The 12,282-nt window shown below is 32.2% G+C and carries 14 protein-coding genes, 2 tRNA genes and 1 rRNA gene; all 17 read left to right on the top strand.

Annotated features, from left to right (window positions below; translation table 11 throughout):
* Nucleotides 1–290, top strand: a 290-nt coding sequence (locus IDG60_RS15330) for a potassium-transporting ATPase subunit C (RefSeq protein ID WP_206160879.1), incomplete at its 5' end; no start/stop codon positions are given.
* A gap of 207 nt (nucleotides 291–497) precedes the next feature.
* Nucleotides 498–977 (top strand): PH domain-containing protein, encoded by a 480-nt coding sequence (locus IDG60_RS15335; RefSeq protein ID WP_001287087.1) that lies wholly within the window; start codon nucleotides 498–500, stop codon nucleotides 975–977.
* The gene (locus tag IDG60_RS15340; protein ID WP_001294626.1) at nucleotides 970–2,553 is read left to right on the top strand and encodes a PH domain-containing protein; all 1,584 of its coding nucleotides are present in this window, start codon (nucleotides 970–972) and stop codon (nucleotides 2,551–2,553) included. Before IDG60_RS15335 ends, IDG60_RS15340 begins: the two co-directional genes overlap by 8 nt.
* Nucleotides 2,540–3,031, top strand: coding sequence for a PH domain-containing protein (locus IDG60_RS15345; protein WP_001205912.1), 492 nt, complete (start codon nucleotides 2,540–2,542; stop codon nucleotides 3,029–3,031). Before IDG60_RS15340 ends, IDG60_RS15345 begins: the two co-directional genes overlap by 14 nt.
* A gap of 3 nt (nucleotides 3,032–3,034) precedes the next feature.
* Nucleotides 3,035–3,394, top strand: coding sequence for a holo-ACP synthase (gene acpS / locus IDG60_RS15350; RefSeq protein WP_000581197.1), 360 nt, complete (start codon nucleotides 3,035–3,037; stop codon nucleotides 3,392–3,394).
* Nucleotides 3,395–3,459: 65 nt separating this feature from the next.
* On the top strand, nucleotides 3,460–4,608 hold the full coding sequence (alr, locus tag IDG60_RS15355; protein WP_001281154.1) for an alanine racemase: 1,149 nt from the start codon (nucleotides 3,460–3,462) through the stop codon (nucleotides 4,606–4,608).
* A gap of 84 nt (nucleotides 4,609–4,692) precedes the next feature.
* Complete coding sequence (gene mazE / locus IDG60_RS15360; protein ID WP_000948331.1) at nucleotides 4,693–4,863, top strand: type II toxin-antitoxin system antitoxin MazE; 171 nt, start codon at nucleotides 4,693–4,695, stop codon at nucleotides 4,861–4,863.
* On the top strand, nucleotides 4,860–5,222 hold the full coding sequence (locus tag IDG60_RS15365; RefSeq protein ID WP_000621175.1) for a type II toxin-antitoxin system PemK/MazF family toxin: 363 nt from the start codon (nucleotides 4,860–4,862) through the stop codon (nucleotides 5,220–5,222). The genes mazE and IDG60_RS15365 overlap by 4 nt, the downstream gene beginning before the upstream one ends.
* Nucleotides 5,223–5,571: 349 nt before the next feature.
* Nucleotides 5,572–6,573, top strand: coding sequence for a SpoIIE family protein phosphatase (locus IDG60_RS15370; RefSeq protein ID WP_000390829.1), 1,002 nt, complete (start codon nucleotides 5,572–5,574; stop codon nucleotides 6,571–6,573).
* 118 nt (nucleotides 6,574–6,691) lie between these two features.
* Nucleotides 6,692–7,018: an anti-sigma factor antagonist gene (locus tag IDG60_RS15375; protein ID WP_001052491.1), complete on the top strand. Its 327-nt coding sequence runs from the start codon at nucleotides 6,692–6,694 to the stop codon at nucleotides 7,016–7,018.
* Nucleotide 7,019: 1 nt separating this feature from the next.
* The gene (gene rsbW, locus IDG60_RS15380; RefSeq protein ID WP_001190829.1) at nucleotides 7,020–7,499 is read left to right on the top strand and encodes an anti-sigma B factor RsbW; all 480 of its coding nucleotides are present in this window, start codon (nucleotides 7,020–7,022) and stop codon (nucleotides 7,497–7,499) included.
* Complete coding sequence (gene sigB / locus IDG60_RS15385) at nucleotides 7,474–8,244, top strand: RNA polymerase sigma factor SigB (RefSeq protein WP_001041111.1); 771 nt, start codon at nucleotides 7,474–7,476, stop codon at nucleotides 8,242–8,244. The genes rsbW and sigB overlap by 26 nt, the downstream gene beginning before the upstream one ends.
* A gap of 433 nt (nucleotides 8,245–8,677) precedes the next feature.
* Complete coding sequence (locus IDG60_RS15390) at nucleotides 8,678–10,828, top strand: Tex family protein (protein WP_000370122.1); 2,151 nt, start codon at nucleotides 8,678–8,680, stop codon at nucleotides 10,826–10,828.
* Nucleotides 10,821–11,276 (top strand): SprT family protein, encoded by a 456-nt coding sequence (locus tag IDG60_RS15395; RefSeq protein WP_001058111.1) that lies wholly within the window; start codon nucleotides 10,821–10,823, stop codon nucleotides 11,274–11,276. Before IDG60_RS15390 ends, IDG60_RS15395 begins: the two co-directional genes overlap by 8 nt.
* Nucleotides 11,277–11,922: 646 nt before the next feature.
* A tRNA-Leu gene (locus IDG60_RS15400) sits at nucleotides 11,923–12,005 on the top strand.
* Nucleotides 12,006–12,026: 21 nt separating this feature from the next.
* Nucleotides 12,027–12,100: transfer RNA gene (locus IDG60_RS15405), tRNA-Gly, on the top strand.
* Between the two features lie 118 nt (nucleotides 12,101–12,218).
* Nucleotides 12,219–12,282 (top strand): 16S ribosomal RNA (locus tag IDG60_RS15410); the annotation flags it as partial.

Genomic DNA, 12,282 nt, shown 5'->3' on the forward strand with positions numbered 1-12,282 from the left:
GTAATGAATCGAATGGAAACACCGAATTAATAGCACGCATGAAACATCATGTTAAATTTGGGAATTCAAATGTAACAATAGATGCTGCAACAAGTTCTGGGTCGGGCTTAGATCCGCATATTACGGTCGAAAATGCATTGAAGCAAGCACCTCGTATTGCTGATGCTCGTCATGTATCTACTTCAAGAGTGGCCGACTTGATTCAACATCGTAAGCAGCGTGGTGTGTTAACAAATGATTATGTGAATGTGCTTGAACTAAATATCGCTCTTGATAAGATGAAAGATTGATTATAGATGAAAGGCATCATGTTGATAAAATTATAACATGGTGTCTTTTTAGCAATTCAAGCACTTTCTGCTTAATTAAATTTTTAGATGTACCTTTAGGAAGAATAAATTAGCATGAAATATTCCATATGCTATAATTATCATCATATAAAAATAAAATGAAATAGATTATAAATCCGTATAATTTTTTATTTGGGGAGAGGGGTTATGTCAGATTATACTAAGTTGACTAAGAGTCCTAAGTCAGCATTGTTGTATTACTACATTACGAATGGCTTAGAATTTATATTGAGTGTAGCTGTGTATGTCATTTTTTATTTTATATGGTTAAGATTTGAATGGCCACATTACTTACTTTATATTTTGTTGGTTTTAGGTGCTCTGAGTACATTAAAATTATTTATTAAGCCTTTATGGCAATATCATTGTCGCTTTTATAAAGTTGATCAACTAAGTGTACAATATCGTACATCATTTTTTATATATAAAGAAGAAACGAGTCGAATTGAACGTTTACAATACTTGTCGATTAAATCTAATCCAATTAGTAAAGTGCTTAATTTGTATAAAGTTGGATTTATGACTGCAGGTCATACTATTTATTTACCGATGATGTCTCATGACGATGTTAAAATAATCGAAGCGAGAACTATGTCGAATTTGAGAGGGGTTGAAAGTGATGTCTGAACCTCAAAAATTGCATCCGATTTCATATTTTAATGGCATAATCAATGCTATCAAACAAAACATAGTCGTCTTTTTTATTTTCATTATCTTTCAATTGAAAGATTTTGATTATACGAATCCCGAATCATATTTATGGATAGGTATTGTATTTGTATTCTTTTTAATATCATACATTTCTCAAATTGTCGGAATTATGAACACGCGATATTGGATTGAGGATAATTATTTCATTTTAACAACAGGTATTTTTAATAAAAAGCGTAAAGAATTAAATATAAAACGTATTCAGTCCGTTGATATGACACAAGGGGTCGTCAATCAAATTATTGGTGGTGTGGATTTACAAATCAAAACACCAAGTGATGGTATTGTCTTAAGTGTTATTTCGAAAAAACAAGGTGAATATCTTGAACGATATATTGATCAATTGCAAACAGAGTTGAAGACAGAAGTGGCGCAAAAGTCTAGTGCTGAGAAGAATGACAACTGTAATCATGACATTGAAGGTAATGTGGAAGACATCGCAGAAGGTCGCTTAGATGAAGTGCAGAACACTGATAGTATGCTTAATCAGAAAAATAAACGCATTCCTATATATCAGATGAATTTTAAAGAATCACTATTTATGGCAATGACCAGTGGCGCCATTGGTGTAACGTTAGCAGCTTTAGTACCGATTTACGGGGCTGTAAGAGAGTTGATCCCATGGTCGAAGCTAAATCATGAAATTAGTCAATGGGTTCAAATTGTAAGTATTTCAGTATTAATCATCATTTTACTAGTATTAATAGTGGCATATATTATTGGAACGATTATAACAATGATAAGATTTTATGGCTTTTCGGTGATGCTTGAAAATGAGCAACTTAAAATTGAATATGGTCTCTTTAACAAGAAGAAAGTAACTGTACCAACGAAACGATTGCAAGCTGTTGTTGAACGTCAGTCATATATACGAAGATTATTTGGCTACACAGCAATACATTTTATCATCACAAGTGATTTTGAAAATAAAAAAATCGAAGATGATGACAATGATTCAGGTAGTGTGCCGATATTGCCGTTTATTAAACGAGACAAAGCATATCAAATTATCCAGAATTTAGTACCAGATTTATCTTATCAACAAGTTAATGAAGGTATGCCTTTGTCAGGTTTCCACAGACACTTTTTAATACCTAGTATTATTGTCATAGCTATGGCAGGTATTGGCTGTTATTTTTGGAATCAATTATTATTGTTATTTACGATTATAACAATAGTCATTATTGGTTTATTTGTGATCAAAGGATATCTTTATGTCAAACATGCGGGTTTTAAAATGACAGAAGAACAAATTACTATCCAGAATTTCGAGCTATTGAAACGAAATATTTATTATTTTAAAGCGCATCACATTATAGGATTTGACACTTGGCAACATACATTACTTAAACGCAACAATTTAAATAATTTTAGCTTTATTGTTGCTAAAGGTGTGGGAGCCCAATCGATTAACCTAAAATACGCAAGAAGTGAAGATGCAAATAAATTGAAATCATGGTATTTAAGAGGTGAAAATGATGAGGGATTATAATTTTATGTCACCACACGCTAAAAAAGTGATGAGGTTAAGTGCTGTGCTGTTTTGGATACCCATAGCGCTTGTACTTTTAATCGCATTTAATATTTTGAACTGGCTATTTTGGGAGATATTAGATAACAATATATCCATTGTTAGTAGTGTGATTATAATATTACTTGTTGCTGTTTTCACGCTTGTCATAGCGCCAGTATATCGATATAAGCACTGCAGATATGCATTTGAAAAACACCATTTGCGTGTACGAAACGGCATTTTATTTTTGGATGAAAAAGTAATACCATATTTTCGTATTCAAAATATTGATATCGATGTTGGTCCTATAATGAGACGCTATCGATTAGCAACTTTGACCCTTTATACAGCGGGTGGTCAAGCTGAAATTGAATTAATAGATAGAAGTGAAGCACGTAGATTGAAACGATGGTTAAATAACGAGAGACATTTAGAAAACAATAAAAATGAGGAATAATCAATGATACATGGAATTGGTGTAGATTTAATCGAAATCGATCGAATAAAAGTGTTATATAGTAAGCAGCCAAAATTGGTTGAGCGGATTTTAACTAAAAATGAACAGCACAAATTCAACAATTTCACACATGAGCAACGTAAAATTGAATTTTTAGCTGGCAGGTTTGCTACAAAAGAAGCGTTCAGTAAAGCATTAGGCACAGGCTTAGGAAAACATGTAGCTTTTAACGATATAGACTGTTACAACGACGAACTTGGCAAACCAAAGATTGATTACGAAGGGTTCATCGTACATGTTAGTATCTCACACACTGAGCATTATGCGATGAGCCAAGTTGTTTTAGAAAAGTCAGCATTTTAAATTTGTTATACAATGATAATTAAGATCTAGTTTTAAAACGTGTGGGAATTACAGGAGGAAGTAATATGTCGGATAAATATTATAGATCTGCGTATATGAATGTAGATTTAAACGCTGTTGCATCAAATTTCAAAGTATTCAGTACATTGCATCCAAATAAAACAGTGATGGCTGTCGTTAAAGCCAATGCCTATGGACTAGGTAGTGTTAAAGTAGCACGTCATTTAATGGAAAATGGCGCCACATTTTTTGCTGTAGCAACGTTAGATGAAGCGATAGAACTTAGAATGCATGGGATTACTGCTAAAATTTTAGTCTTAGGTGTGTTACCAGCTAAAGATATTGATAAAGCGATACAACACCGAGTTGCCTTAACGGTTCCGTCTAAACAGTGGTTGAAAGAAGCAATTAAAAACATTTCTGGTGAGCAAGAGAAAAAGTTATGGTTGCACATTAAATTAGATACAGGAATGGGACGTTTAGGTATTAAAGATACTAATACGTATCAAGAAGTGATTGAAATCATTCAACAATATGAGCAACTTGTATTTGAAGGCGTGTTTACACACTTTGCCTGTGCTGACGAACCAGGAGATATGACAACTGAACAATATCAACGTTTTAAAGATATGGTCAATGAAGCAATTAAACCTGAATATATACATTGTCAGAACTCAGCAGGCTCTCTATTAATGGATTGCCAATTCTGTAATGCAATAAGACCAGGAATTTCCCTTTATGGATATTATCCATCAGAGTATGTACAGCAAAAAGTTAAAGTACACCTTAAACCAAGTGTGCAATTAATTGCTAATGTAGTTCAAACAAAGACGCTACAAGCGGGTGAGTCTGTAAGTTATGGTGCAACTTATACAGCTACTGACCCAACTACAATAGCTTTGTTACCTATTGGATATGCAGATGGCTATTTACGCATAATGCAAGGTAGCTTTGTAAATGTAAATGGTCATCAATGCGAAGTTATTGGTCGCGTATGTATGGATCAGACAATTGTTAAAGTGCCAGATCAAGTTAAAGCTGGAGATTCGGTGATTTTAATAGATAATCATAGAGAAAGTCCACAGTCGGTAGAGGTGGTAGCTGAAAAGCAACATACTATTAATTATGAAGTGCTTTGTAACTTGTCGAGACGTTTGCCGCGAATCTATCATGATGGTGATCAACGTTTTGTAACAAATGAATTGTTAAAATAATATGGTCAGTGCATATAAAATTTGTTATCATTAGAGTAATTAAAGGTCATTTAATAACTTTTGGAATCAATTGGAGGTTCTCATATGTTATCTTTTAGTCAAAATAGAAGTCATAGCTTAGAACAATCTTTAAAAGAAGGATATTCACAAATGGCTGATTTAAATCTCTCCCTAGCGAACGAAGCTTTTCCGATAGAGTGTGAAGCATGCGATTGCAACGAAACATATTTATCTTCTAATTCAACGAATGAATGATTAGACGAGGAGATGTTTATTTAGCAGATTTATCACCAGTACAGGGATCTGAACAAGGGGGAGTCAGACCTGTAGTCATAATTCAAAATGATACTGGTAATAAATATAGTCCTACAGTTATTGTTGCGGCAATAACTGGTAGGATTAATAAAGCGAAAATACCGACACATGTAGAGATTGAAAAGAAAAAGTATAAGTTGGATAAAGACTCAGTTATATTATTAGAACAAATTCGTACACTTGATAAAAAACGATTGAAAGAAAAACTGACGTACTTATCCGATGATAAAATGAAAGAAGTAGATAATGCACTAATGATTAGTTTAGGGCTGAATGCAGTAGCTCACCAGAAAAATTAGGCGTCTATTATATGTATTTTTCAGAGATAAATAAAATATTGATATAAAAGACAATAACTTTATAATAATTATAACTATTTCTAAATTCTGTACGAAGAATTTTCTTATAAACATAGATTTTAGCAAATACCAGTTATGATATTCATATTTTTTATTATAAAAGGATGTCTTAAGTTTTTTAGGCTTTAGGTATTCCATCCTAAAGTTTTTTTTAGCTTAAAAGTATCATCTACAGCAAAATTGCAAACGACAAAATTGATAAGTGCAATTAAATAAATGTTAGTAAGTGAATCATAATTATCCTTGCTTAAGCATTTGCTTTGTAAGGGAAGTGAGGAGGCAACTAATCGTGGAAGAATTTAAGCAACATTATAAGGGTTTAATTGATGAAAGTTTAACGTGCCAAGATAAAGTAGAATTGATAAAAAAGTGTGAGAAATACACTGACGAAGTGATTCGTAAGGACGTCTTGCCTGAAGACATTGTCGATATTCACAAAAACTATATATTGACGTTAAACTTAACGCGTGAAGATGTGTTCAAGACATTAGATGTCTTACAAGAAATCGTTAAAGGCTTTGGTTATAGTTATCGAGATTATCAAAGATTGGTAGATAAACTTCAAGTTCACGATAAAGAGATAGACTTAGCTTCTAGCTTACAACAAACAATGCTTAAAACAGATATTCCACAATTTGATAGTATTCAAATTGGCGTTATTTCAGTGGCAGCACAAAAAGTAAGTGGAGATTATTTTAATTTAATTGACCATAACGATGGCACAATGAGCTTTGCTGTTGCAGATGTCATTGGGAAAGGTATACCAGCTGCTTTAGCAATGAGTATGATAAAGTTTGGCATGGATTCTTATGGACACTCACAATTACCGAGTGATGGCTTAAAACGTTTAAATCGTGTTGTTGAAAAGAATATTAATCAAAATATGTTCGTCACAATGTTTTATGGTTTATATGAAGAAATGAACCATTTATTGTATTGTAGTTCAGCTGGTCATGAGCCTGGATATATTTATCGCGCTGAAAAAGAAGAATTTGAAGAAATTTCAGTTAGAGGTAGAGTGTTAGGAATCAGTTCACAAACACGATATCAACAACAAGAAATTCCTATATACCTTGATGATTTAATTATCATTTTAACGGATGGTGTGACTGAAGCTAGAAATAGTGAAGGTACCTTTATAGATAAACAAAAACTTTTAGAATATATTAAAAAACATAAACATATGCACCCACAAGATATTGTTCAAATTATCTATGAAGCAATTTTAAAGCTTCAAAACCCAAATAAAAAAGATGATATGACTATTTTGATTATAAAAAGAGTAAATTAATTTAAAAAAGAAGATTAGAAATTATTTCGATGGGTATATAATAATTTGAAATATAAATATGGTGGATACAGCGCTTAAAATGAAGATAAATATTTTTAATAAGTAGGAGTGTAATGAAATGAATCTTAATATAGAAACAACCACTCAAGATAAATTTTACGAAGTTAAAGTCGGTGGAGAATTAGATGTTTATACTGTGCCTGAATTAGAAGAGGTTTTAACACCTATGAGACAAGATGGAACTCGTGATATTTATGTTAATTTAGAAAATGTGAGTTATATGGATTCGACAGGTTTAGGTTTATTCGTAGGTACATTAAAAGCATTAAACCAAAATGATAAAGAACTATACATTTTAGGTGTGTCAGATCGTATCGGTAGACTATTTGAAATTACTGGTCTTAAGGATTTAATGCATGTTAATGAAGGAACGGAGGTCGAATAACATGCAATCTAAAGAAGATTTTATCGAAATGCGCGTGCCAGCATCGGCAGAGTATGTAAGTTTAATTCGTTTAACACTTTCTGGCGTTTTTTCGAGAGCTGGTGCTACATATGATGATATTGAAGATGCCAAGATTGCAGTTAGTGAAGCTGTGACAAATGCAGTTAAACATGCATACAAAGAAAATAACAATGTGGGCATTATTAACATATATTTTGAAATTTTAGAAGATAAAATTAAAATTGTTATTTCTGATAAAGGTGACAGTTTTGATTATGAAACAACTAAATCAAAAATAGGTCCTTACGATAAAGACGAAAATATAGACTTTTTACGCGAAGGTGGCCTAGGTTTATTTTTAATCGAATCTTTAATGGATGAAGTCACAGTATATAAAGAATCTGGTGTGACAATCAGTATGACTAAGTATATAAAAAAAGAGCAGGTGCGAAATAATGGCGAAAGAGTCGAAATCAGCTAATGAAGTTTCACCTGAGCAAATTAACCAATGGATTAAAGAACACCAAGAAAATAAGAATACAGATGCACAGGATAAGTTAGTTAAACATTACCAAAAACTAATTGAGTCATTGGCATATAAATATTCTAAAGGACAATCACATCACGAAGATTTAGTTCAAGTTGGTATGGTTGGTTTAATAGGTGCCATAAATAGATTCGATATGTCCTTTGAACGGAAGTTTGAAGCCTTTTTAGTACCTACTGTAATCGGTGAAATCAAAAGATATCTACGAGATAAAACTTGGAGTGTACATGTTCCGAGACGTATTAAAGAAATTGGGCCAAGAATCAAAAAAGTGAGCGATGAACTAACCGCTGAATTAGAGCGTTCACCTTCTATCAGTGAAATAGCTAATCGATTAGAAGTCTCAGAAGAAGAAGTGTTAGAAGCAATGGAAATGGGACAAAGTTATAATGCGTTAAGTGTTGATCATTCCATTGAAGCTGATAAAGATGGTTCAACTGTTACGCTATTAGATATTATGGGGCAACAAGATGACCATTATGACTTAACTGAAAAACGTATGATTTTAGAAAAAATATTACCTATATTATCTGATCGCGAACGAGAAATCATACAATGTACGTTTATTGAAGGATTGAGTCAAAAAGAGACAGGTGAGCGTATCGGTTTAAGTCAAATGCATGTATCACGACTTCAGAGAACGGCAATTAAGAAATTACAAGAAGCAGCACATAAATAGAATTTGCTTATTAATGATACGTTTTATAATGAAAAATCCATATAATTATCCCTTGATTATTAAATTGAAATCGAGGGGTATTTTTAATTTAATTAAGATTTTCGAATTAATACATTATTAACGTAGTTTAATGTGTATCCACATAAATGTCGCGATATAGTATTAATAATTTAAGTGAAGAAGATATCTAATTGTCGTTTTAAATAGGTGGATTGCTATTAGAATAAAAAAAGTAGTCTTAGATTATGAAATTTAGAAATGATGGTGTGTCATTTTCAATAATCTTAGTGCGTTTTAAAATATAGTATGACCTAATAATTCGTTTTAAATGTTTTGGAAGTGAAAATTACATTAAGTATCATACCTTAATAGAAGTATTTTAGAATATGTTAAAATAAATGAGTAAATTTAAGAAAAAGTGTGGGTTAAGTAAATGGACAATCAATTGATTAATTCAATCATAGAGAAATATCAATTTAGTAAAAAACAAATTGAAGCAGTATTAACACTGCTAGAAGAAAAAAATACAGTACCATTTATTGCGAGGTATCGAAAAGAGCAAACTGGTGGACTAGATGAAGTTCAAATAAAGCAAATTGATGACGAATACCAATATATGGTCAATTTACAAAAACGTAAAGAAGAAGTTATCAAAAATATAGAACAGCAAGGATTACTTACTGAGGAATTAAAGAAGGATATTTTAAAACAGAACAAATTACAACGTGTTGAAGACCTATATAGGCCTTTTAAACAAAAGAAAAAGACAAGGGCAACTGAGGCGAAACGTAAAGGGTTAGAGCCATTAGCGATATGGATGAAGGCACGTAAACATGAAGTCTCAATTGAAGAAAAAGCACAACAATTTATAAATGAAGAAGTGCAATCGGTTGAAGATGCTATCAAAGGTGCACAAGATATTATTGCGGAACAAATTTCAGATAATCCTAAATATAGAACAAAAATTTTAAAAGATATGTATCATCAAGGTGTGTTAACTACATCTAAAAAGAAAAATGCTGAAGATGAAAAAGGTATTTTTGAAATGTACTATGCATATAGTGAGCCAATTAAACGCATTGCTAATCATAGAGTTTTAGCTGTTAATCGTGGTGAAAAAGAGAAAGTATTATCTGTAAAGTTTGAATTCGATACGACATCAGTAGAGGATTTCATTGCACGTCAAGAAATCAATCATAATAATGTAAATCGCAGTTATATTTTAGAGGCGATTAAAGATAGCTTGAAACGCTTAATTGTCCCTTCGATAGAGCGTGAAATCCATGCTGATTTAACTGAAAAAGCTGAAAATCATGCAATAGATGTTTTTAGTGAAAACTTAAGAAATCTATTACTGCAACCTCCAATGAAAGGTAAACAAATATTAGGCGTAGATCCAGCATTTAGAACAGGTTGTAAATTAGCAGTCATTAACCCATTCGGTACTTTTATAGCAAAAGGTGTGATTTATCCGCATCCACCAGTTTCTAAAAAAGAGGCAGCAGAGAAGGATTTTGTACAAATGGTTAAAGCGTATGATGTGCAATTAATTGCAATTGGCAATGGTACTGCAAGTCGTGAAACAGAACAATTTGTTGCAGATTTAATTAAAAAGCATCAGTTGCCAGTACAATTCATCATTGTCAATGAAGCGGGCGCTTCAGTATACTCAGCATCAGAAATTGCTAGAGATGAATTTCCTGATTTTCAAGTGGAAGAAAGAAGTGCCGTATCAATTGGACGACGCGTTCAAGATCCATTAAGTGAATTAGTTAAAATCGATCCTAAATCTATTGGTGTCGGACAATACCAGCATGATGTTAATCAAAAAGCACTAGAAAATGCATTAACTTTCGTTGTTGAAACAGCAGTTAACCAAGTAGGTGTTGATGTCAATACAGCATCATCATCATTATTACAATATGTGTCTGGTCTAAGTTCGCAAATTGCTAAAAATATAATTGCATATAGAGAAGAAAATGGCGCAATAAAGCATAATAAAGAGTTAAGCAAGATTAAGCGTTTGGGTGCTAAAACTTTTGAGCAGAGTATAGGATTTTTAAGAATAGTAGACGGTTCAGAGCCATTGGATAATACATCGATTCATCCCGAAAGCTATAAAGTAACGTATCAGTTATTAGATAAACTCGGGTTTGGTGGCAATGATTTAGGTAGTGATGCATTAAAAGCTAAATTAAATTCATTGGATATGGATGAACTGGCGATTGAATTACAAGTCGGTGTACCTACATTAGAGGATATTATTAAATCCTTGAAAGCACCTAATCGAGACCCAAGGGACGAGTTTGATACACCAATCCTTAAATCCGATGTGCTATCAATTGAAGATTTAAAAGAAGGAATGAAATTGAGTGGCACAGTTAGAAATGTAGTAGATTTTGGAGCATTTGTAGATATAGGTGTTAAACAAGATGGACTTGTCCATGTTTCGAAACTTTCTAAGAAGTTCGTAAAAAATCCAATGGATATTGTCAGTGTTGGTGATATCGTTGACGTTTGGGTTTACAGTATTGATAAAAATAAAGACAAAGTATCATTAACGATGATTGATCCACATGAATAATGACAAACTTCAGCGAATGGTTGAGAACCTTTCGGAAGAAAAATTTGGACGTACGTTTCGACATTGTGCATATTTTAATAAAAGGTTACGTACAACAGGCGGACGTTATCTTTTAAAGTCCCATGATATTGAAATTAATCCAAAACAATATGAGCATTATGGAGAAGATGCTGTTGTAAAAATTATACTGCACGAATTGTGTCATTATCACTTGCATATTGCTGGTAAAGGTTATCAACATAAAGATCAAGATTTTAAACGATTGAGCCAACAGGTTGGAGCGCCTAGATTTTGTAACAGCATTGAAAGCTATCAACAACGGGCGAATTATGAATATTATTGTACTAAATGTCATGCAAAATATATACGTATCCGTAAAGTTGATACGAATCGTATGCGTTGCGGACATTGCAATGGAAAATTAAGAATGAAAAGACAATTGAAATAAGTACAATACAAATAGAGCTAATTCGTGTATATGTAAGATTATTTATGAGTTGTATGGAATTTCTATAGAATTTATCAGTGAGTTATTTTGATTGGTAAACATAGTAATTGAATAAGAAGAAATTGTGTTTATAAAATGTTTAAAGCCGAGATTGTCGTAATTTAATACTTCGCAATCTCGGCTTTTCTACTTATGATATAGGTAATGGCATAAATTGTGACTTGATAGGATGAAATTAAATTGATTAGATTAAAAATCTTGACGTATTTTAGTAATAAATAATATATAAACTTTACCCAATTAAAGCTTTAAAGTAGCACAAAAGATAATTATACATTTTTAATGACATTTTGATTGAACTTTTCTATTGACTGTACAGCTTATAGTTAGTATGATTAAACACGTTCCTTAAAAAAGAACAAATTAAATAAACTTTGATTTGAAAGACAGTCAATTCTAAATTTAATTTATAAAATATGTTGACAATAAGTTCTTAATGTTTTATTATAAATAGGGTTGTGTTAACAACTGATAACACAAATTAATTTATTGTAAAAAAACGATTAAAAGTTATTGACAAATATTTTAAAACATAATATAATAAATAACGTTCTGAAAAACGAAGATGTTTTAAATGCCTATATCCGCGGTCGTGGCGGAATGGCAGACGCGCTAGGTTGAGGGCCTAGTGGGAGAAATCCCGTGGAGGTTCAAGTCCTCTCGGCCGCATCAAAATTCTTAATTAAATAAGCGGGTGTAGTTTAATGGCAAAACCTCAGCCTTCCAAGCTGATGTTGTGGGTTCGATTCCCATCACCCGCTCCATAGATAATTTTAATGAACATTGAAAACTGAATGACAATATGTCAACGTTAATTCCAAAAACGTAACTATAAGTTACAAACATTATTTAGTATTTATGAGCTAATCAAACATCATAATTTTTATGGAGAGTTTGATCCTGGCTCAGGATGAACGCTGGCGGCGTGCCTAATACATGCAAGTCG

This window comes from Staphylococcus sp. EG-SA-2, assembly GCF_017152085.1.

Coding starts and splice junctions, on each gene's coding strand:
- IDG60_RS15335 (WP_001287087.1), top strand. CDS start 498: ATGTCAGATTATACTAAGTTGACTAAGAGTCCTAAGTCAGCATTGTTG.
- IDG60_RS15340 (WP_001294626.1), top strand. CDS start 970: ATGTCTGAACCTCAAAAATTGCATCCGATTTCATATTTTAATGGCATA.
- IDG60_RS15345 (WP_001205912.1), top strand. CDS start 2,540: ATGAGGGATTATAATTTTATGTCACCACACGCTAAAAAAGTGATGAGG.
- acpS (WP_000581197.1), top strand. CDS start 3,035: ATGATACATGGAATTGGTGTAGATTTAATCGAAATCGATCGAATAAAA.
- alr (WP_001281154.1), top strand. CDS start 3,460: ATGTCGGATAAATATTATAGATCTGCGTATATGAATGTAGATTTAAAC.
- mazE (WP_000948331.1), top strand. CDS start 4,693: ATGTTATCTTTTAGTCAAAATAGAAGTCATAGCTTAGAACAATCTTTA.
- IDG60_RS15365 (WP_000621175.1), top strand. CDS start 4,860: ATGATTAGACGAGGAGATGTTTATTTAGCAGATTTATCACCAGTACAG.
- IDG60_RS15375 (WP_001052491.1), top strand. CDS start 6,692: ATGAATCTTAATATAGAAACAACCACTCAAGATAAATTTTACGAAGTT.
- rsbW (WP_001190829.1), top strand. CDS start 7,020: ATGCAATCTAAAGAAGATTTTATCGAAATGCGCGTGCCAGCATCGGCA.
- sigB (WP_001041111.1), top strand. CDS start 7,474: ATGGCGAAAGAGTCGAAATCAGCTAATGAAGTTTCACCTGAGCAAATT.
- IDG60_RS15390 (WP_000370122.1), top strand. CDS start 8,678: ATGGACAATCAATTGATTAATTCAATCATAGAGAAATATCAATTTAGT.
- IDG60_RS15395 (WP_001058111.1), top strand. CDS start 10,821: ATGAATAATGACAAACTTCAGCGAATGGTTGAGAACCTTTCGGAAGAA.